This window comes from Agrobacterium sp. O3.4, from assembly GCF_041414895.1.
GTDB classification, from domain to species: Bacteria; Pseudomonadota; Alphaproteobacteria; order Rhizobiales; family Rhizobiaceae; genus Agrobacterium; species Agrobacterium cucumeris.
The window spans coordinates 66644-87269 of the sequence record NZ_JALPZP010000001.1 but is presented as its reverse complement, the minus strand read 5'-3'; the positions used below and the strand labels follow the sequence as shown (position 1 = coordinate 87269).

17 protein-coding genes are annotated in these 20626 nt (G+C 60.3%); 4 read left to right on the top strand and 13 right to left on the bottom strand.

What is annotated here, in order from left to right; all coding sequences use genetic code 11:
* Nucleotides 1–173: 173 nt before the first annotated feature.
* From M0412_RS00360 to M0412_RS00335, 6 genes are all read right to left on the bottom strand, one after another.
* The gene (locus M0412_RS00360; RefSeq protein ID WP_269703397.1) at nucleotides 174–1685 is read right to left on the bottom strand and encodes a serine hydrolase; all 1512 of its coding nucleotides are present in this window, start codon (nucleotides 1683–1685) and stop codon (nucleotides 174–176) included.
* A gap of 213 nt (nucleotides 1686–1898) precedes the next feature.
* On the bottom strand, nucleotides 1899–2639 hold the full coding sequence (locus tag M0412_RS00355) for an ABC transporter ATP-binding protein (protein ID WP_269703395.1): 741 nt from the start codon (nucleotides 2637–2639) through the stop codon (nucleotides 1899–1901).
* Nucleotides 2636–3466 carry an ABC transporter ATP-binding protein gene (locus M0412_RS00350; protein ID WP_004433197.1) on the bottom strand — a complete coding sequence of 277 codons (831 nt, stop codon included), beginning with the start codon at nucleotides 3464–3466 and terminating at the stop codon, nucleotides 2636–2638. Before M0412_RS00350 ends, M0412_RS00355 begins: the two co-directional genes overlap by 4 nt.
* A gap of 3 nt (nucleotides 3467–3469) precedes the next feature.
* On the bottom strand, nucleotides 3470–4372 hold the full coding sequence (nikC, locus tag M0412_RS00345) for a nickel transporter permease (RefSeq protein ID WP_004433196.1): 903 nt from the start codon (nucleotides 4370–4372) through the stop codon (nucleotides 3470–3472).
* Complete coding sequence (locus tag M0412_RS00340; protein WP_065114132.1) at nucleotides 4369–5382, bottom strand: ABC transporter permease; 1014 nt, start codon at nucleotides 5380–5382, stop codon at nucleotides 4369–4371. Before M0412_RS00340 ends, nikC begins: the two co-directional genes overlap by 4 nt.
* A gap of 2 nt (nucleotides 5383–5384) precedes the next feature.
* Nucleotides 5385–6980: an ABC transporter substrate-binding protein gene (locus M0412_RS00335; RefSeq protein ID WP_269703389.1), complete on the bottom strand. Its 1596-nt coding sequence runs from the start codon at nucleotides 6978–6980 to the stop codon at nucleotides 5385–5387.
* Between the two features lie 235 nt (nucleotides 6981–7215).
* Between M0412_RS00335 and M0412_RS00330 the strand changes: the two genes are divergently transcribed.
* Complete coding sequence (locus M0412_RS00330) at nucleotides 7216–8256, top strand: dipeptidase (RefSeq protein ID WP_269703387.1); 1041 nt, start codon at nucleotides 7216–7218, stop codon at nucleotides 8254–8256.
* A gap of 59 nt (nucleotides 8257–8315) precedes the next feature.
* On the opposite strand, the gene M0412_RS00325 is transcribed toward M0412_RS00330, so the two are convergent.
* Nucleotides 8316–8609, bottom strand: coding sequence for a hypothetical protein (locus tag M0412_RS00325; RefSeq protein ID WP_142840594.1), 294 nt, complete (start codon nucleotides 8607–8609; stop codon nucleotides 8316–8318).
* Between the two features lie 277 nt (nucleotides 8610–8886).
* Between M0412_RS00325 and mprF the strand changes: the two genes are divergently transcribed.
* From mprF to M0412_RS00310, 3 genes are all read left to right on the top strand, one after another.
* The gene (gene mprF, locus M0412_RS00320; RefSeq protein ID WP_269703384.1) at nucleotides 8887–11487 is read left to right on the top strand and encodes a bifunctional lysylphosphatidylglycerol flippase/synthetase MprF; all 2601 of its coding nucleotides are present in this window, start codon (nucleotides 8887–8889) and stop codon (nucleotides 11485–11487) included.
* A complete protein-coding gene (locus M0412_RS00315) occupies nucleotides 11484–12854 on the top strand; it encodes a virulence factor (protein WP_269703382.1) in 1371 nt (456 codons plus the stop codon). Before mprF ends, M0412_RS00315 begins: the two co-directional genes overlap by 4 nt.
* Before the next feature lie 286 nt (nucleotides 12855–13140).
* Nucleotides 13141–14469, top strand: a complete 1329-nt coding sequence (locus M0412_RS00310; RefSeq protein WP_269703379.1) for a telomere resolvase — start codon at nucleotides 13141–13143, stop codon at nucleotides 14467–14469.
* A gap of 45 nt (nucleotides 14470–14514) precedes the next feature.
* Here M0412_RS00310 and M0412_RS00305 read toward each other — a convergent pair whose 3' ends face one another.
* The 6 genes from M0412_RS00305 to graA form a co-directional block, all read right to left on the bottom strand.
* A complete protein-coding gene (locus M0412_RS00305) occupies nucleotides 14515–15801 on the bottom strand; it encodes an aromatic acid/H+ symport family MFS transporter (protein ID WP_269703377.1) in 1287 nt (428 codons plus the stop codon).
* Between the two features lie 220 nt (nucleotides 15802–16021).
* Nucleotides 16022–16357, bottom strand: a complete 336-nt coding sequence (locus tag M0412_RS00300; RefSeq protein ID WP_269703375.1) for a YciI family protein — start codon at nucleotides 16355–16357, stop codon at nucleotides 16022–16024.
* Nucleotides 16354–17244 carry a hydroxyquinol 1,2-dioxygenase gene (gene graB / locus M0412_RS00295; RefSeq protein ID WP_269703373.1) on the bottom strand — a complete coding sequence of 297 codons (891 nt, stop codon included), beginning with the start codon at nucleotides 17242–17244 and terminating at the stop codon, nucleotides 16354–16356. The genes M0412_RS00300 and graB overlap by 4 nt, the downstream gene beginning before the upstream one ends.
* A gap of 12 nt (nucleotides 17245–17256) precedes the next feature.
* Nucleotides 17257–18312 carry a maleylacetate reductase gene (locus M0412_RS00290; RefSeq protein WP_269703371.1) on the bottom strand — a complete coding sequence of 352 codons (1056 nt, stop codon included), beginning with the start codon at nucleotides 18310–18312 and terminating at the stop codon, nucleotides 17257–17259.
* Between the two features lie 3 nt (nucleotides 18313–18315).
* Complete coding sequence (tsdA, locus tag M0412_RS00285; protein WP_269703369.1) at nucleotides 18316–19299, bottom strand: gamma-resorcylate decarboxylase; 984 nt, start codon at nucleotides 19297–19299, stop codon at nucleotides 18316–18318.
* Nucleotides 19300–19344: 45 nt separating this feature from the next.
* Nucleotides 19345–20574: an FADH(2)-dependent resorcinol hydroxylase oxygenase component gene (gene graA, locus M0412_RS00280; RefSeq protein WP_269703367.1), complete on the bottom strand. Its 1230-nt coding sequence runs from the start codon at nucleotides 20572–20574 to the stop codon at nucleotides 19345–19347.
* Nucleotides 20575–20626 lie beyond the last annotated feature (52 nt).

Genomic DNA, 20626 nt, shown 5'->3' with positions numbered 1-20626 from the left:
GCCGATTGAAACCCTTTAGAAAGCTTCGGGTCGTTTAGCAAACTAACAAGAGCCCGCTTGCGTCATCCTCGGGCTTGACCCGAGGATCCACAACCAAGTGCGACAATGGATCCTCGGGTCAAGCCCGAGGATGACATCGAGTTTGTGGGGCGCACCGGGATCGGCCTCAGTCGTTAGCGGTTTCTGGAGTATTCGATCATCCGCGCCCGGCTGGACACCAGCTCGATCCGGTCGTCACCCAGCCGGTTGAGGCAGACGCGCTTCGTCCACGGCCCATCGATGAGCGTGAACAGAAAGCGGCCATTGCCGAGCGCCTTCAAGGGCATGCTGCGGCGTGTGGGGCCGATGCCCATCGTCAGCGACGAACCGTTGATCGAAAATTCCGCGCCCTCATCCGAGCGCCACAAGCCCGAAAGATCGTCCGGCACGACATGCTGGCCGACCGGCAGGAAGCAGCGGGCGGCGTGACCGGCCTCGCCGACAATCGCGGTACCATCCAGCCTGAGACGCATCGGCGAGGATGCGGAACGGGAAGACACCCAGCCATAGACATCTTCATAAAGCGTGTCGTCGCCATCGATGAAGGTGGATGTGCTGCCCCTGATCTCCAGCCACCACGGCCCGCTTTCGGTGACATAGAGGCCTTCCGGCAGGCTGGCGGCGGGTTTGGGCAAAAGCAGGCCGGTCAAAGCCGCCATGCCTTCCAGCGCGATCTTGAAACCATTGGTATCCTCGCGGTTCGACACCACAACGAAGCCAGTGCCGTTTTCCGGATCAAGCAGAAAGTAAGTCTTGTAACCCGGATGCGAACCGCCGTGACCGACGAAACGCCTGTCACCGAGATGCGACCAGCGCAGGCCGAGGCCATATTCGCCCATCCGCCCATCGACGAGCGGTCGTTCAGCCGAAAGCGCGTCAAGAACACCCGCGAAGCCTCCCTCGCCCCGCATCAGACCCTGCAACCAACGGGTAAGTGCTTCGGCGCTGCCCGCAAGGCTACCCGAAGCGGAAATATGCAGGCCGGCGGCCGAAAGCTGCCAGTTGTCCTCGGACTTCCAGTAACCCGGCACCAGCCCGTCGACCGGATCGTTCCAGACATCCGGCGCCTTCAGAAACACACCAAAGGGATCGGCAATCTGTTCCTGCACGAAATCATCGAAACGGAAACCGCCACGCTCCAGCACCGCTTCCACCAGCCGATAACCCGTATTGGAATAGGACACCTCACTGCCGGCCGGGAAATTCAGGCGGGTGAGCCGCGACAGATACTCGAGAAGCGGTCCTGCCTTCGTTTCGGTATAAACGGAAAGACCAAGCAGCGAGAGGCATTCACGCGTATCCGGCAGGCCACCGCTCATATCCAGCGCCTGCCCCACCGTGACGTCGCGGAGCGGCGGCTGCAACTCCGGCAGATGTTTGCCGAGTGGATCGTCAAGGCCGATCAGATCGGAATGCGCAAGCACCATGGCACAGAAGGCATGTTTGGTAACCGAGGCGTACCGGACCACGCTCTGCGGCGTAAAGGGTGTGAAGGTCGAGAGGCTTTCGACACCGCCGGCATGGGCGAAACGGATGCCATCGAGATCAAAACCAATGACCGCCCCGCCCGGCTCATTGTCCGCCCATTGCGAGACGAAGCTTTGCGAAAGGGTTGAAGCGGCGTTCCAGTCGAATTCTTTTGGCATGGCTCGGTCTCTTGTCTTGTCGTCTCTACAGAAAGCCTCGGCATCGCCGCTTGTTTCTTCTCCCCGAGGGGGAGAAGGTAGCCCGAAGGGTCGGATGAGGGGGCAACGGTAGAGATTTACGGGAAGCTTGCCCCCTCATCCCGCTGCCGCGGACTTCTCCCCCTCGGGGAGAAGAAACTCGTGGCACCCGCTCGATTTATTGGCAACGTAGACTCAGGCCGGTTCCTCCAGCCGGATACTCAGGCTACGCAACTCTTCCGTATGCGGATGTTTGGTCCGGCCATCTCGCAGATCGCCGGCACTCAGTTGCTCCACCATATCCCCGTTCAGCATCACGCCAACCTGCGGGCACAGATGCGCAATGACCGCCAGATTGTGGCTGACGAGAATATAGGTGAGGTTGCGCGCCGCGCGCAGGTCCTGCAACAGGTTCAGGATTTCCGCCTGCACCGAGACATCGAGCGCTGAAGTCGGTTCATCGAGCAGCAGCACCTGCGGATCGGCAATCAGCGCGCGGGCAATCGCCACGCGCTGGCGCTGGCCACCGGAAAGCTGGTGCGGAAAACGGAACCGCACCGCCTGCGGCAGCGCCACATCAGACAAAGCCTGCTGGATGCGTTTTTCGATATTGTCCATGCCATGCACCAGCGGCAACTCGCTGAGGATGCGGTCGATGGTCTGGCGTGGATGCAGCGACCCATAGGGGTCCTGAAACACCATCTGCACCTGCCGGAAGAAATCAGGCGTGCGCTTCAGCGGTGCGTCCTTGCCGGCAAAGGCAATGCGGCCTTCCCAGCTTTCATTAAGGCCCGCCATGGCGCGCAGGATGGTGGACTTGCCCGATCCGCTTTCGCCGACGATGCCAAAGCTGCCGCCCTTTTCCACCGAAAAGGACACGCCCTTCACCACTTCGCGGTCGCCGAACTTGATACGGAGATTATCGACGTCGATCATTGGCTGGACCACGCTGCATCACGGTTGAGAACGGGAAGACGCTCGCGCGGATGCGTCAGCGAGGGAATGCAGTTCAGAAGTCCCTTTGTATAGGGATGTTCGGCTTTCAGGAGTTCGGACGCCTTCAGCTCCTCCATCACCCGGCCGGAATACATCACGGCCACGCGGTCGCAGAAATGCGAAACGAGCGGCAGGTCGTGGCTGATGAGGATAAGGCCCATGCCGCGTTCCGACACCAGTTCCTCGATCAGCCGCAGGATTTCCGCCTGCACCGTGGCGTCGAGCGCGCTGGTCGGCTCGTCGGCGATCAGCAATTCCGGATCGGGCGCCAGCATCATGGCGATCATCACGCGCTGGCCCATGCCGCCGGAAACCTCATGCGCATAGGACGAGGCGACCTGACGCGGATTGCGGATCTTCACCTGATCGAGCAGGCCGATTGCCGCTTCCATGGCGGCACGCTTGCTGCCGCCCTTATGGGCGCGCCAGGCTTCGGCGATCTGCGCACCCATGGTCTTCACCGGGTTCAGCGAATATTTCGGATCCTGCAGAATGAAACCCGCCCGCTTGCCGCGGATCTGGCGCATCTGCCTTTCGCTTGCGGACAGCACGTCGATGCCGTCGAAGGCAAGCTTGTCGGCGCGGATATCCGCATTGGAGGGCAGAAGCTTCATCAGCGCCCGCGCCGTCAGGCTCTTGCCCGAACCGGATTCGCCGACAATACCGAGCTTTTCAGTGCCAAGCTTCATGGAGACACCGCGCACCGCCTCGAAACGGCTGGTGCGGGTCTGGAAAGCGATCTTCAGATTTTCGATTTCGACCAGCATGGCTCAATGTCCCTTCGGGTCGAGAACGTCGCGCAGACCATCGCCAAGGAAGTTGAAGGCGAGCGAAACGAGGAAGATGGCGATGCCGGGAATGGTGGCGACCCACCATTGTTCGAAGATGAAGCGCTTGGCCGTTGCAATCATCGCACCCCATTCCGGCGAAGGCGGCTGCGCACCCATGCCGAGGAAGCCGAGGCTTGCGGCGGTGATGATGATCGAGCTCATGTCGAGCGTGATACGCACGATAAGGCTCGGCACGCAGAGCGGCGCAATGTGACGCGCAATGATGCGCCAGGCAGAAGCGCCGGTCAGCCTATAAGCCGCGACGAAGTCGCTGCCGCGCACCGTCATGGTCTCGGCGCGCGCCAGACGCGCATAGGGCGGCCATGCGGTGAGCGCGATGGCGAGAATGGCGCTTTCAACGCCGGGCTTCAGTGCCGCGACGAAGGCAAGCGCCAGAATGAGGCGCGGGAAAGCCAGAAACACATCCGTCACCCGCATCAGCACCGTATCGACAATGCCACCGAAATAACCGGCGATGCAGCCGATGGCGAGGCCGATGGGTGCCACGAGAACGACGACGGCAATGACCATGCCGAGCGTGACGCGGCCGCCGTAAAGAATCCGCGAGAGAATGTCGCGGCCCAGCTCATCCGTGCCGAACCAGTGTTCGGCGCTGGGGAATGCCAGGCGGTTGCCGAGATTCTGCGTTGCCGGATCATAGGGCGCGAGCAGCGGCGCCAGAAGCGACAGCGCGATGAACAGGACGATGATGGTCAGACCGATCACCGCCAGCGGATTGGACTTGAGGTTGAGCCAGATGCGATACCGGTTTCCCCAGGCAGCCTGTGTGCGGGAATGCGGCGTCTCATCCAGAGCCCAGTTTCTGAAATTAGCTAACATCATCGAACGCGAGGATCCATAACTCTGTAAAGCACGTCTGCGAGCAGGTTGAGGGCGACATAGATGAAGCCGATCAACAGGGTTGCTCCGACGACCGGGTTCATGTCCGCGTTCATGAGCGAGACGGTGAGGTATTGACCAAGGCCCGGCCAGCTGAAGACGGTTTCCGTCACCACGGCACCTTCGAGAAGGCCGGCATAGGTGAGCGCCAGAACCGTGACGAGCTGCACGGCGACCGTCGGGAAGGCGTGGCCCCAGATCACGGTCATGGCCGAAAGCCCCTTGGCGCGGGCGGTGATGACATATTCACCCTTCAGCGCGTCAATCATGAAGGCGCGCGTCATGCGGGTGATATAGGCCATGCTGAAATAGGCGAGAATGCAGACGGGCTGCACCATATGGGCGATGGCGTCGTAAAAGGCGTCCCAGTCGCCGGCTAGCAGCGTGTCAACCGTCATCAGGCCAGTGACCTGCGTGATCATGCCGTCATAGATGATGTCCTGCCGGCCCGGTCCCGGTGCGACGCCGAGCGTGGCATAGAACACCAGCAGCGAAATCAGCGCCAGCATGAAGACGGGCACGGAGTGACCGGCAAGGCAGACGACGCGGATCACCTGATCCGTCAGCTTGCCCTGCTTCACGGCGGCCCAGACGCCCAGCGGAATGCCAATCAGCGCGGCCAGAATGAGGGCTGCGGTGGCAAGTTCGAACGTGGCGGGGAAAACGCGCTTGATATCGATCCAGACCGGATTGCGGGTCAGGATCGAATTGCCGAAATCGCCATGCAGGACCTGCGTGACATAGTGGAAGAACTGCACGACCAGCGGCTGGTCGAGGCCCATTTCGGCCCGCACCCGCACGATGACGTCTTCGGGCGCGTTGTCGCCGACCGCCGCGATGACGGGATCGACGGGCATGACGCGCCCGATCATGAAGGTGATGACCATCAAACCGAACAGCGTCAAGAGGACGCTGCTCAGTATCGACGATATGCTTTTAACGCGCTTGTTCAATGTCACGCTTTCTTCGCATCGTGGTAGGAATTGCCCTCGGAGAGAACGCCGAGTTCGAAACCGGAAACACCCTTGCGGAAGGCTGCCGTCTTCGTGGTCTGGAACATGAACACGAACGGGCTGTTTTCCATGTGCTCGCGCTGCAGGGCTTCATAAAGCTCCACGCGCTTTGCCGGGTCCTTCTCGTCACGGGCGGCTTCCGCCTTGGCGGCGAAGTCGTCGTTCTTGAAACGCGAACGCCACAGGAAGGGCTTCGACTTGGCGTCGTCGCCATTGTCCTTGTTGATGTTGAAGACATCGGCGTTGGAATGCGGATCGAAATAATCCGTGCCCCATGCGGAAAGCGCCATCTGGTGTTCGCGGGCGCGCATCTTGGTCAGAACCTGACGGTTTTCAGCCGATTGCAGACGCACCTTGATGCCGATATCGGCAAGGTTGGCCTGAATGGCCTGCGCCAGATCCGGATAAGGCTGGGCGGAATAGTGGTCCATGCTGATCTCGAAACCGTCGGCAAGGCCGGCTTCGGCCATCAGCGCCTTCGCCTTTTCGACATCGCGCTGGAACGGAATGTCGTTAACGGCGCCGGGGAAACCCTTCGGCTCAAAGCTCTGGTGGATCTCGTGCGTCAGCGACACCAGGTTTTCCTGCATGCCCTTATAGTCCAGCGCCCACTTGATCGCCTGCCAGACCTGCGGCTTGGCAAGGTTCTCATTGCCCTGGTTGAGCGAGATCAGCACCAGCGAGGCGATGGACTTGCGCTCCAGCTCGATATTGGCGTCGTCCTTGACGGTACGCAGCTGCTCCGAGGTCAGGTCGCGGGCAATGTCGATATCGCCCTTCTGCAGCATCAGCAGCTGGGAAGACGGATCGGTGACATGGCGCAGCACGATACGCTTGATATTGCCCTTGTAAGGACCGTTCGGGTTGACGGTGAGTGCGACGCTTTCGCTCGGCTTCCAGGCCTGCAGCATGAAATCGCCGGAACCGGCGCTGTTCTTCTGCAGCCAGCCATTGCCGAGGTCTTCGCCCGACGCATTGGCAAGAACCGCCTTCTTTTCGACGATCGCACCGATATTGGCGGAGAGGCAATAAAGCAGGAAGGAGATGGCGGTCGGCTTTGCCGTCGTCAGCTTCACCGTCTTGTCGTCGGCGGCAACGATGGTCGTTTCGGCATTCTCAGGCGTGAAACCGAACTGGCTGATGATGAAGGCCGGGCTCTTGTTCATCTTGATGGCGCGCTGCAGCGAGAAGGCGACGTCTTCCGCGGTCACTTTCTCACCGCTCGCGAAGGTCGCTTCGTCACCGATCACGAAGGTGAAGACCTTGCTGTCCGCATCGGCTTCCCAGGATTTCGCGATAACCGGATCAACCTTGGTGGAATCCTCGCGGTTGGCGCGCACCAGCTTCTGATACATGTTGGAGATGATTTCACCGCCGACGGCTTCGAAACCTTCATGCGGGTCAAGGCTCGTCATATTGTCCAGCTGCTGCGCGACGACAAGAATGTCCTTCGGTGTCGCGGCAAATGCCGGAATGCGCGCATAGGACAGGAACGGAACGGCAGCGCCGGCAATCAACAGGTTGCGTCTTGAAATCATCGAAAATCCCCTTTCGGACCTTATTTTTCGGAAAACGGTGGGTTTGCCCCAATCCAGTCATTTTTTTTATGTTTTCCCGCGATTAACACGAGCAAACGAGGCCCGACCAATTCCAAATTTGGCAGAGCTTATGCACGGATTGCATTTGCTCCCGCCTTGACCTTTCCTCTACCAATTCTCAAAAGTCTGAATAGGCGCGCATCCGCGCCCTCCCCCTATCCGAAGGTGAATGACCATGACCGATGAAAAAACCGTACCCGTCTTCGACGGCCACAACGATGTGCTTCTGCGGTTATGGCGGTCGGGCAATGCCTCTCCTGAGACCCTGCTCATCGAAGGTGACACGGTTGGCCACATCGACCTCCCACGCGCCAGGAAGGGTGGGCTGGCCGGCGGCCTCTGCGCCATCTACGTGCCGTCGCCAAGCATGGAGAAGGACGCCAACGGCGATTTTTCGACACCGGCAGAAGCCGACGCGCTGAAGGCGACGCTCGCCATGGCCGGCCTGCTGTTCCGCGCCGAGAAACAATCCGCCGGCGCACTGAAGGTTTGCCGCACCGCCGCCGATATCAGCAGCGCCATGGCAGAGGGCGCTTTTGCCTCCGTCTTCCATATCGAGGGCGCGGAAGCGATCGGCGCTGATCTGGATGCGCTGCACGTGCTCTACGAGGCAGGCCTTCGCACGCTCGGACCGGTCTGGAGCCGCCCGAACATTTTCGCCTATGGCGTTCCCTTCCGGTTCCCCTCGACGCCGGATATCGGCCCCGGCCTCACCGATGCCGGCAAGCGGCTGGTGAAGACCTGCAACGAACTGAAGATCATGGTCGACCTGTCGCACATGAACGAGCAGGGTTTCTGGGACATCGCCAGGATTTCAGACGCACCGCTCGTCGCCTCGCATTCCAACGCCTATGCGCTGTGTAACCACAGCCGCAACCTGACGGATCGCCAGCTGGATGCCATCCGCGACACGGGTGGTCTTGCCGGCATCAATTTCGGCGTTTTGTTCCTGCGCCAGGACGGCGTGAAGAACCCGAATACCGATCTTGGCGAACTCGTCCGCCATGTGGACTATATCGTCAACCGCATCGGCATCGATCACGTCGCCCTCGGTTCGGATTTCGACGGCACGACCATTCCCGCCGCCATGAAGGATGCGGGCGATCTGCAATTGCTGGTCGAAGCCCTGCGCAAGGGCGGTTACGACAACGAGGCGCTTGCCAAGATCTGCCACGGCAACTGGGTCCGCGTACTGGAAAAGACCTGGGGCGCGTAAGGCTCAGCGTAAAATCCATCTCCGGCGCGGAACGCCGGAGATATGAAGCGGCGAGCCCCTTAAGCCTTTGCCGCTTTTTTCTTGCCGCTCGCCCGGAAGGCCAGAAGCCCGGCAACCACACCGATCATCGCCCATTTCATCGGCAATACATCCGCCGTTTCACTGCGGATCGGCAACACGGTCACTGTGCCCGGGCGGGATTCATAACCCATCTGCCCTTTTGCCTTGGCCTCCGCAATCTGCTGCGGCGAAACGACCCATTCGGCACCGCGCATCTTGTCCACCGCCATGTATCCGCCGCCCGCCACGAGGGCGACGACGAGCGAAAGCGCTATTCTTGTGGGCGTGTTCATCTGCATCTCCTTCAATCAAAAGGAGCGTGTAATGGCATCAAATGCCACCACCAAGCAACCGTAGCGGTCAATTTGATATCTTTCGGAACAATCCGGCAAATCATGCATTTCATAGTTGCATTTTTGCCTTTAGAATTGGCGAAATTCATCAACGAGCGGGCCAAACTCTACATCGACACTTCATGCTTTTCTGCTAATCACATTTCCTCAATCGAAACGAATTAGCGACACATTCCTGTGGTTCGCCAAGCTTGGGAACGGGCGCTGGATAAGGCAAATGGCAGACAAGAGCGAAATCACACAAACCGATGTCGCGGAATCCGCGGTTGAAAGCTTTATTGCCCGAAACCGCCCCTATCTGACCGCGATCGCCATCACGCTCGTCTTCGTGATGATGACCTTCGCCATCTATCACCTGACCTCCGAAGTGCGTTATGACGACGTCATCGACGCGCTGACGCAGACCTCGGCTTCGGCAGTTCTGCTTGCCATTTTCTTCACAGCGCTCAGCTTTCTGGCGCTGATACTCTACGACGCCAATGCGATCGAATATATCGGCCGCAAATTGCCGCTTCCGCCCATGGCAGCGACAGCTTTTGCCGCTTATGCCATCGGCAATACCGCCGGTTTCGGCCCCTTGAGCGGTGGCGCCATCCGCTTTCGCGCCTATTCGCGGCTTGGGCTGTCGCCCGGTGAAATTGCCCGCGTCATCGCCTTTGTCACGCTGTCCTTCGGGCTTGGCCTGCTTTCGGTCAGTGCCATCTCCACCTTCATCGTCGCACCACGCATCGCCGCCATCATCGGCGTTGACGCGCTGATCCTCAGAGGGGCGGCGCTCGCCGTCATCGCCGTCCTCGTGGTGGCCGCCTATATCGGGCGCAACGGCCACACGATCCGTCTCGGCGCATGGCGTCTTCGCCTTCCCGACAGCCGCACATCGTCGCGCCAGTTCCTCGTCTCGGCTTTCGATATCGCCGCCTCCGCTTCCGTGCTTTACGTGCTGTTGCCCGACACGCATCTCGGCTGGCCGACATTTTTCGCCATCTACGCTACCGCCGTCGGCCTCGGCGTGCTCAGCCATGTGCCGGCCGGTCTTGGCGTCTTTGAAACCGTGATGGTCGCGGGGCTTGGCAACGCCATCAGCGTCGACCAGCTCCTCGGTAGCCTTGTTCTATACCGCGTGATCTATCACGTCCTGCCGCTGGTGGTCGCCATTCTGGTGATGCTGGTCTCGGAGATGAAGCAGTTCGCCGCAAAGCCTGTTGTTTCCGATATCAGCCAGCTTGCCGTGCGGCTCGCGCCGCCGCTGCTATCCACCTTCGCGATGATCCTCGGTACCATGCTGATCTTCTCGAGCGTGACGCCGACGCCCGACAGCAATCTGGATTTCCTTTCCAATTTCGTGCCGCTGCCGATCATCGAAGCCGCGCATTTTCTCACCAGCATTCTAGGCCTTGTGCTCGTCGTCGCCTCACGTGGCCTCGGCCAGCGGCTTGATGGAGCCTGGTGGATTGCGCTGGTCGCCGCCTCGCTGGCGCTGGTTCTCTCCATCCTCAAGGCCATCGCCGTCTTTGAAGCCGCGATCCTCGGCGTCTTCATCGTCGCACTCGCCGCCAATATGCGCAGCTTCAACCGCCATGCCTCATTGGTGAAGCAGGCATTGGGGCCAAGCTGGCTCGCTGCCATGGCCGTCATCGTCGCCGGCGCGGCAACCATCCTGCTCTTTGTCTATCGCGATACGGATTACAGTCAGACCCTGTGGTGGCAGTTCGAATTCTCCGAAGAAGCGCCACGCGGTTTGCGCGCCCTTCTCGGTCTCGTGCTCGCCTCATCCACCATCGCCATCTTCAGCCTCATGCGGCCGGTGGCCTACAGGCCGGATGCGATCGAGCCCGAAGACGTGGTAAACGCAACCGACATCGTCATGAAACAGGACGCCGCCGACGCAAACCTTGTGCGCATGGGCGACAAACACGTGATGTTCTCCGAGAGCGGCAACGCCTTCATCATGTACGGCATTCAGGGCCGTTCCTGGATCGCTTTTGCCGATCCGGTTGGCGACGAGGAGGATTTTCCCGATCTCGTCTGGCAATTTGTGGAAGCCGCCCGTTCGGCGGGCGCACGCGCCGCCTTTTATCAGATTTCGCCTTTCCTGCTCTCCCATTGCGCCGATGCCGGTCTGCGCGCCTTCAAGCTCGGCGAACTGGCGCTGGTCGACCTCACCGCATTCGAACTGAAGGGCGGCAAGCTCGCCACCCTCCGCCAGTCCTTGAGCCGCGGCGCACGCGACGGGCTGACCTTCGAGGTTGTCGAACAATCGCAGGTGCCGGATATTCTCGATGAATTGAAACAGGTCTCCGATGGCTGGCTTGCGCATCACAACACGCGGGAAAAACGCTTCTCGCTCGGTGCTTTCGAACCGGATTACATCCTGTCCCAGCCGGTTGCCATTCTTCGCAAAGATGGAAAGATCACCGCCTTTGCCAATCTGATGGTGACGGAAACGAAAAAGGAAGCCACCGTCGATCTCATGCGCTTTTCGGCGGATGCGCCGCGCGGCGCGATGGATTTCCTCTTCGTCAGTATCATGCAATATCTGCGTGAGGCGGGCTATGAGAGCTTCAATCTCGGCATGGCGCCCATGTCCGGCATGTCGAAGCGCGATGCGGCACCCGTCTGGGATCGCATTGGCAGCACGCTGTTCGAACACGGCGAACGTTTCTACAACTTCAAGGGCCTTCGTGCGTTCAAGACGAAGTTCCACCCGAAATGGGAACCGCGTTACCTTGCCGTTCAGAACGGCGCAGACGCCGCGCTGGCGCTGATGGACGCAACGGTTCTGATCAGCGGCGGCGTCAGAGGAGTGATCGGAAAATGAGAAAATCCACCATGATGAAGGCGGTCATCGCCGCTTCCGCCCTGTTCGCCTCTACCTCCGTTTTTGCGCAGGACAAGCCAGCCTATGAGACCGGCATGATCCCGGCCGAGCACATCATGGTACCAGACGGCGATATTCTCGCCAGCGTCTTCCTGATTTCGGACGCAGACGGCTGGACAGCCGCCGACGAAGAGCGCGCCAAGGCGCTGGTTGCAAAGGGTGCCGCCGTGGTCGGCATCGACTTCAAGGAATATCTCAAGGCGCTCGAAGCCGATGACGACGAGTGTATCTACATGATCTCGGACGTCGAGTCGCTGTCGCAGCAGATCCAGCGCACCGCCGGCACCAGCAGCTATCGCCAGCCCATTCTCACCGGCATCGGCAAGGGCGGAACGCTGGCGCTGGCGATGATCGCGCAAAGCCCGGTCTCCACCGTCCGCGACGCCATTGCCGTCGACCCCAAGGCGGGCCTGCCGCTCGAGAAGATACTCTGCACGCCCGCCACCAAGGACAAGGTGGATGGCGAAACGGTCTATGGCCTGACCGACGGTCCGCTGCCTGCGCCCGTCAGCGTGCTGTTTACGCCCGCTGCGGACCAGAAGGGCCGCGACCACGTCAACGCGCTCGTCAAGCTGCATCCCGACATCGACGTGACTGACGTGGATGACAAGGCGGACGAAATTCTGACACAGACCCTGTCCGACCAGATCGACGCCGCCGGCGACACCGACAGCCCGCTCGGCCTGCCGATCAAGGTTCTCGAAACGAGCCCTGTCATGGATACCATGGCGGTGATCTATTCCGGCGACGGCGGCTGGCGCGATCTCGACGAGGAAGTGGGCGGTGCACTGCAAAAACAGGGTATTCCCGTGATCGGCGTGGATGCCCTGCGGTATTTCTGGAAAGAAAAGCAGCCACAGGAAGTGGCAAGCGACCTTGGCCGCATCATCGACACCTATCGCAAGCAGTGGAAGGTTCGCAACGTCGTGCTGATTGGCTATTCCTTCGGTGCCGACATCATTCCTGCAACCTACAATCTTCTGCCGGAACGCGCGAAATCCCACGTCGTGCAGCTCTCGCTGCTGGGCCTGTCGACGGAAGTGGATTTCGAAATTTCCGTTCAGGGCTGGCTTGGCGTGGCTGGCGAAGGCAAGGGCGGCAAGACGGTGGATGACATCGCCAAGATCGATCCGAAGCTGGTGCAGTGCGTATACGGCATGGAGGAGGAGGATGAAGACCCCTGCCCCGGCCTGAAGGCGAAGGGTGTGGAAACGATCGCCATTGAAGGCGGCCACCATTTCGACGAAGACTATGAGGCACTCGCAAAGCGGATTGTGACATCGCTGAAGACGCGGCTGCCCAAATAGAGTATCTTCACCTGAGGGGCTTCGGGAGAATTTCCGAAGCTCCTAACATGAATTTGCAGGCTCCCTCCCCGGAAAACATCATCTCCCGCAGCCTTCAGCCCCGGTTGAATGACCGGCGGCAGTTCGAAACCCGTCTTCGATCGCCACCCACGCTTGCGGAATCGATTAAATTATTATTCAAAAGAACCCGGCCGGCGGCGAATGTTCATGGCGTTTCCTCAACCATGCTTCTGTTGATTGCCAACCATGGATTTTATATTTTCGGACCGGTTCAGGGAGCCGCCGCATGCCCGCCTTAAAGCGCAAGACAAAAACACCCGTCCTCGTGGAACGCATCGACCAGTTCGTCGCCGGCGTCAGAGAAGCGATGAAAAGCAGCGACGCTGTGCGGAACAAGAAAATCCGCGATCTGTGGGATGCTGAAGTCCGCTACCATTTCGACAATGGCCGCACTGAAAAGACGCTCGAACTTTACATCATGAAATATCGGTATGCGCTGAAGGCCGAGTTCGGCCCAAAGAGCACACCGCTTGCCATCTGCAACATGAAAAAACTGCGTGAACGGCTGAATACCTATATCGAGCGGGCCGACTATCCGAAAACCGGCGTGGCGACATCCATCGTCGAAAAAATCGAGCGGGCGGAATTCAACACTGCCGGCCGCAAGCCCACGGTTCTTCTGCGCATCGCGGACTTCATTGCAGCAATGAACGGCGTGGCCAAAAAAGAGGAAATGCAGGCACTCTGGAATGCTGAACTCAGCATCATGAAGGACAGGGCGCAGACGACGATCATCTCCTACATCACCAAATACCGCAATGCGATCCGCGAAGCCTTCGGTGATGATCACCCGATGCTGAAGATCGCGACCGGCGATGCCGCGATGTATGACGACGCCCGCAAGGTCAAGATGGAAAAGATCGCCAACAAGCATGGCGCCCTGATCACATTCGAAAACTACCGGCAGGTTCTGAAGATCTGCGCCGATTGCCTGCAGTCAGCCGATCCGCTGATGATCGGCATAGGCCTGATCGGCATGACGGGACGGCGTCCTTACGAGGTCTTTACCCAGGCCGAATTTTCCCCCGCCCCCTATGGCAAGGGCGTTTCCAAATGGAGCATCCTGTTCAACGGCCAGGCCAAGACGAAACAGGGCGAAGGAACGAAATTCGGGATCACCTACGAAATCCCGGTTCTTGCCCGCTCCGCCACCATTCTCTCCGCCTATGAACGTCTGCGCGCAAGCGGCCAGGGAAAACTGTGGCACGGCATGTCGATTGACGATTTTTCGTCAGAAACCCGTCTGCTGCTCCGGGACACGGTTTTTAACCTGTTCGAGGATTTCTGGCCGAAGGAAGAGCTTCCCAAGCCCTATGGCCTGCGGCACCTCTATGCCGAGGTGGCGTATCACAATTTCGCACCGCCCCACGTCACCAAGAACAGCTATTTCGCTGCCATTCTCGGACATAACAACAACGACCTCGAAACCTCGTTGTCCTATATGACCTACACGCTGCCCGAAGATCGCGACGATGCGCTGGCCCGCGCCAAGCGCACGAATGAGCGGACATTGCAGCAAATGGAAAGCATTGCGCCGGTTTCCCGTAAGGCATAGTGCGCGAGCCGCGGATTTCAGTCCCGCGGCTCGCCGTTTCTACCATCAAACCCGCTCATCACCCGATGTGCGGTAAAGCAGGGTCAACACGGTCAGCAACAAGCCGGTCAACGCGACCGAGCCGAAAATGTAGAAATTCCATTCCGGCGCGAGACCGCGTTGCAAAACGAGGCCGCCGATCATCGGGCCAGCGATGCCGCCGAGCCGGCCGACCGCCAGCGAAAAGCCGAGGCCCGTGCCGCGAATATGAACAGGGTAAAGCCGGCCGACCAGAACATTGGCAAGGATCTGGGTTCCGATCGTTCCGGCACCGGCAAGCGCGACGAAGACATAGAGCAGCGGCCCCTTGTTCACCGTCAAAGCCCAGATAGAGGCGGCACCGATGGCAAATAGCACCGCGACGACCACCTTGACGTTGCCCTTATCGGCAAACCGCCCGCCAATGAGGATGCCGATCGCGGCTCCGACATTGAGCATGATCGAGAAGCTGAGCGCCGAGCTGATATCATAACCCATCTTGTTCATGATGGTCGGCAGCCAGTTGACCATGCCGAAGGTCAGAAGCAGCGAGCAGAAGTGAATGCCCCATGCATTCAGCGTCGAAAGCAGCCGGCCTTCCGAAAACAGCGCGCCGACGCCACCCTTTTGAATTTTCGCATGGGGCACGATGCGTTGCAGACCGTAGCTGTCGCAAATGCCGTCTGCCTCCGCCTGCCGGCCCTTGCTTGCCAGCCATTCCGGCGATTCCGGCAGGAACCGCATGAATATCGGCAGAAGAATAAGGGGCAGACCACCGATCAGCATCAAAGGTCGCCAGCCATAGCTCTCCAGCAGGAGAATACCCATCAGACCGGAAATGATGCCGCCGATGAGATAGCCGAGGAAAGACAGGGAATTGGCCTGCGCCCTGCGGTGCGGCGGCGAGAATTCCAGTACCAGCGCGGTCACTGTCGGCAAAAGCGCGCCCAGGCCGAGACCGGCAAGGAAGCGCGTGATTTCAAAAGCCAGAAAGTTCGGCGTCATGGCCGAAGCAATCATCATCGATGAAAACCCGGCAAGGCTGATGAGCACGACCTTGCGGCGGCCGATACGGTCCGCCATGGTGCCGGCAAACAGCGCGCCGAGCAGCATGCCCACCAGCGTCAGCGCCGCAGCGCGACCGACCATGGCAGGGTTGAGCGCCCAAGCGCCCTCTTTCAGCAGCGCCGGCGCAACCGCGCCGTAAACGACCAGATCGTATCCGTCGAACATGATCATCAGACCACATGTCGCGATGACGCCAGCCGGGTTTTTCGTCCGCACCGAGGCGGCGCTCATATAATTCGTGGACATCTTCCTCCCTTTCACGCCTGAACGCGCTATCCGGAATGGATTGCGTCTCCCGTTCCCGGCGATAGCTCCGCGAGTGCCCGGCCTGCTCCACCCTGATATGTGCCCCGCTCCTGTCAAGACACATATCGCCGATATCACCCGTCTCCGATTAAATATTGCATTTGCAAAAATTGCAAATGCAATATTGATGATTGTCAGGCCTTAGGACCCGACAGAAATGTCAGTCAGGCTTCAGCCCGGAAATCCTCGATAGTGTTGGCGTCCAGCGCAGAATACGAACGCATTTATAGACGCCGTGAACGACAAACGGATCGGCAGCGCTGAAGGCAATCATATCTTCTATGCAACGGGCTTCGGCAATGACGAGTGCGGCAGATGACCCGGCGCTTTCCGCCTGCATGGGGCCGGATGCCAGAATTCTAAATCCCAGCGGCATGGTCTCCTCACTGCGCAAATAGGCCTTGTGCGCGTCCATCTGCGCCGTCCGCTGCTCCCCGGCGGCGGGGTCGCTTTCGGCAAAGCGAACATAGAGACCTGTCCGGTTGCCGGTGCTCATCGGGCAAGCACGAAATCATGGTTCACCGACCAGAACCACTCGCCGATGAAATCCAGTTGCCGGGCCTTTTCCGCATCCTCCACCCGCTGGAAATCGGCCAGCAGGCTCTCTTTCACACCGAACACCGCATCCGAACGGATATAGGGATCATCCGGATCGAAAATATGCGTGACGAGCGTAGTAAAGCCTTCTGCCGAAACGATATAATGCAGATGCGCCGGCCGGTAGGGATGACGCCCCATGGCCCGCAGCAATCGCCCGACCGGGCCATCATCCGGGATCGGATAATATTTCGGCTTCGTCGCCCGGAACCAGTAGCGCCCGTCCTTACCGGTAACGAAAACACCGCGCAGATTGAAGTCCGGCTGAATACCCTTCTGCTGCACGTCGTAGAAACCTTCATCATTGGCCTGCCAGACATCGATGCGCGCGCCGGCAACCGGTGCGCCTTCGGTATCGAGAATACGGCCGGTCACCACCATATCCTCGCCCTTGCCATCGAGGCAGATATTGGCGCCCATCGGCATTTCCGGCGCATCAGCCACATGGAAAGGGCCGAGAACGGTGGATTCCGACGCGCCGCTCGGCTTACGGTGATTGATGGCGTCAACCAGCATGGAAACGCCGAGAATATCGGAAAACAGGATCCACTCCTGCCGCCATTCATTGCAGATCTGGCCGACCTCGGTGAGAAAATGGATAGCTTTCATCCACTCCTCCTCGGTCGGCTCGATTTCCTTCACCGCCTCATGCAGCTTGCGGGTGACGACGGCCATGATCTCCTTCAAGCGCGGATCGTCACAGTCGTGCATGCGGGCAATAACCGTCTCCGCCGAACGCTCCTCAACGAAATAGCCATCATCGCTGGTCATCTTCGTATCCGTCATGTCTTCCTCCCATCACTCCGGCCGCGCGCCGTCAAGGGCGCGCTGCAACAGGTCGCGGATCGCGGCTTTTTCGATTGGCCGCGGGCACCAATAAGGATTGGCCGTCGCAAGCTCGGCCATGGGGTCGAGATCACCCTGCTGCACACCAAGCGCTGCAAGGCTCACTGGCGCGCCAAGTCGGGCGGCAAAGCCGTGAAGCCCAGCCCCGGCCCTGCCGCCGACAAGTGCGGCGAGCGGCGCGAGCAGATCGGGCACTGCCTGTTCCACATAGGCAACGGTGTGCGGCAAGAGCACCGCGTGGGTTTCGGCATGCGGCAGATCGAGACTGCCGCCCAGCGTGTGGCAAAGCTTGTGATGCAACGACATGCCGACGGCGCCGAGCACCGTGCCGCACAGCCAAGCGCCATAAAGTGCCGTCTCGCGCGCCGTAATATCCTGCGGCTCAGCCTTCACGCCGGGAAGCGCCTCGACCATTGCCCGCAATCCCTCCACCGCCATCAGGCTGGCGATGGGATTGCGATCTCGAGCATAGAGCGCCTCAGCCGCATGGGCCATGGCGTTCAGTCCGCTTGTCATGCTGATGGCCACGGGCAGCCCGAGCGTCAGTTCCGCATCGTAGATCACGACCTCAGGCAGGATTTCCGGGCCGCGCATGGTGGTCTTCACCCCGTTTTCCGTCTGGCCAAGAATGGGCGTCACCTCGGAACCGGCATAGGTGGTTGGAATGACGATCTGCGCCGCATCGGTGCGCAGCGCAATCGCCTTGCCGAGACCGGTGGTCGAACCACCGCCGAGCGCCACGACACAATCCGCATTGGCGGCGCGATAGTCTTCGACCGCCCTCTTCGTCACCTCGACCGGCGTGTGCATGGTAGCCTCGGAAAAGACACCGACCGCGAGACGACCGAGCCGGGTGGCGAGCGCTTCCGCATCGCCCTTCTGCTGTGGCGTGGAAAGCACCAGCGCGCGCGACAGGCCAAGGCGGCGGATTTCCTCCGCCACCCCCGTCGAGCTGCCCGCTCCGAAGACGATGCGGGCAGGAGCTGCCATGTAGACGAAGGGCTGCATGGCTCAGGCCCCGTCGAGCTTGAACAGGCGGCGGGCATTGGTGCGGCCGATCTTCACCCGATCGGCTTCCGCAATACTCGTCGCATTGAACCAGTCGGAGGCATGATCGATATTCTCGAACGGCCAATCGGTGGAAAACAGGATGCGGTCAGCGCCGATTTCCAGAATGGCGTCGATCAGCGTCTGGGTGCGGAAATTGCCCGACGTCGTGATGTGGAAATTCTCGTTGAAATAATCCACGAAACGGCGCTTGGCCGGATAACGCGGTGGCAGCTTCACCCAGGCATTGCGGTGGTCGATACGCCACATCATGTAGGGCAGCCCCTCACCCATGTGGCCGAGAATGATGTTGAGGCGCGGATGTTCGTCAAACAGGCCCGACGCCATGAGACGCAGCGCATGAACAGCCGTTTCCTGCGCAAAGGCCCAGGTGGGGCCGAGCAGCCAGGGATGGCCGTCATAGATGCGCGAATCCTGCGGCAGCGGGTTGCGCGGATGCAGGTAAAACGGCACATCGAGCTTCTCGACCGCTCCCCAGAAGGGGCGATATTGCGGCAGGTCGTAATAAAGCGGCGTCTGGCCGTCGCCCTCCTGGCTGAAACCATTGACGAGCGCACCGACGAAACCGAGATCGTTGACACAGCGCTGAAGTTCCTCGGTCGCCGCATCCGGGTCCTGCAAAGGCAGGGCGGCAAAGGCAAGGAAACGATCCGGCCGCCTGGCGCATTCTTCGGCAAGCACGTCATTGGCGCGCCGCGCAATCTCAATCGCCTTCTTCTTGTCCGGAATAGCCTGCACCGCCGGCGCATTCAGCGACAGGATCATGGTTTCGATGCCATGCGCATCCATCAGCTTCAGGCGCGTATCCTGAATGTCGAGCAGGCGGTGCTGCAGCTCCTTCCAGTAGTCGCCGGGTACGAAACCGGCCGAATCCTGAAGGGTTTCCGGGATTGCGAAATGCTCCTCGAGAGCGACCTTGCCTTGCATGTTGTTTCCTCCGAAATTGCTGTTCATGTGCCGCCAGATGCGCGGTCAATACTGGCCCTTGGGTTCCAGCCCGAGCATGCTCTGGCCGATCATCGTGCCCACGGCATCCCAGTTCATGCTGATGTGGCGGCCAACCGCGTTGGCATCGCGCCAGGCCCGCTGCACGGGGTTGGCAAGATCGAGCCCGACGCCGCCGGTGGAATCGTTCAGCGCCTGCACGGCGCGCAGCGCCAGCGACACCGCAAAAGCCTGGCCACGACGGCTCAAAAGACGGTCATCCACGGTGAATTCCGCCCGGCCTTCGATCCGGGCCTGCGCCAGCACCTGTGCGCGCGCCACGTCGCGCAGCAGGATTTCGCAGGCGGCATCCACGCTTGCCGCCGCTTCGGCAACACGCAGCTGAATGGTCGGAAATTCGGCCATGCGGTTGTTGCCACCGGCCACCGCACCGCGCGTCACCCGGCCACCGACATGGTCGACATAAGCGACAAGCGCCCCCTTGGCCGCACCAACACCGGCGGCCGCGAGACAGGAAGGAATGCCGGTCAGAAGCGGCATGTTGAACAGGCCTTCCCCGGCATAATATTGCCCGCCGGGCGTCTTGCCGCTGATGGCGTCCGGGAAGGTCAGAACCCGATGTTTGGGAACGAAGACATCATCGAGAACCAGCGTCTTGGAGCCCGTGCCGGCCAGCCCCACCACATGCCAGGTATCTTCAATGGCATATTGGCTGGCGGGAACGAGCAGGAAGGCGGGAACCGGCCTGCCCTCACCCACCGGCGGCAGAATGGCGGCGCAGAGCGACCATTGCGCATTTTCGCAACCCGAAGCGAAGGCCCATTTGCCGCTGAGGCGATAACCGCCCTCGGCGACGTCAGCCATTTTCACCGGTGCGTAGGAACCACACAGCAGCGCGTCAGGGTTTTCACCCCAGACGTCGGCCTGCGCCTCTTCCGGAAACATCGCCAGCAGCCATTGATGGGCGGAAAGCAGGCCGGCCACCCAGCCAGTCGACGCACAGGCAGCCGAAAGCTCGATATTGGCCTCGACCAGTTCAGCGAATTCACCGCCCTTTCCGCCAAAGGCGCGGGGCTTGACGATATCGAAATACCCGATGCCGCGCAGTGCCTCGATATGGCTGGCGGGCACGCGTCGCGCCTCTTCCGTCTGGCGGGCGCTCGCCCGGAAAAGATCGGCTATGTCTGCAACACGGCCGGTGAGGCGGACATACGGGGTCGTTTGCGCCGGCTGCGGCGCATGGCTCATATCGTTCATGATTGTCTCCTTCGGAAAGGTACTTGGCCGGTGGCTGACAGGCCGGGAAATA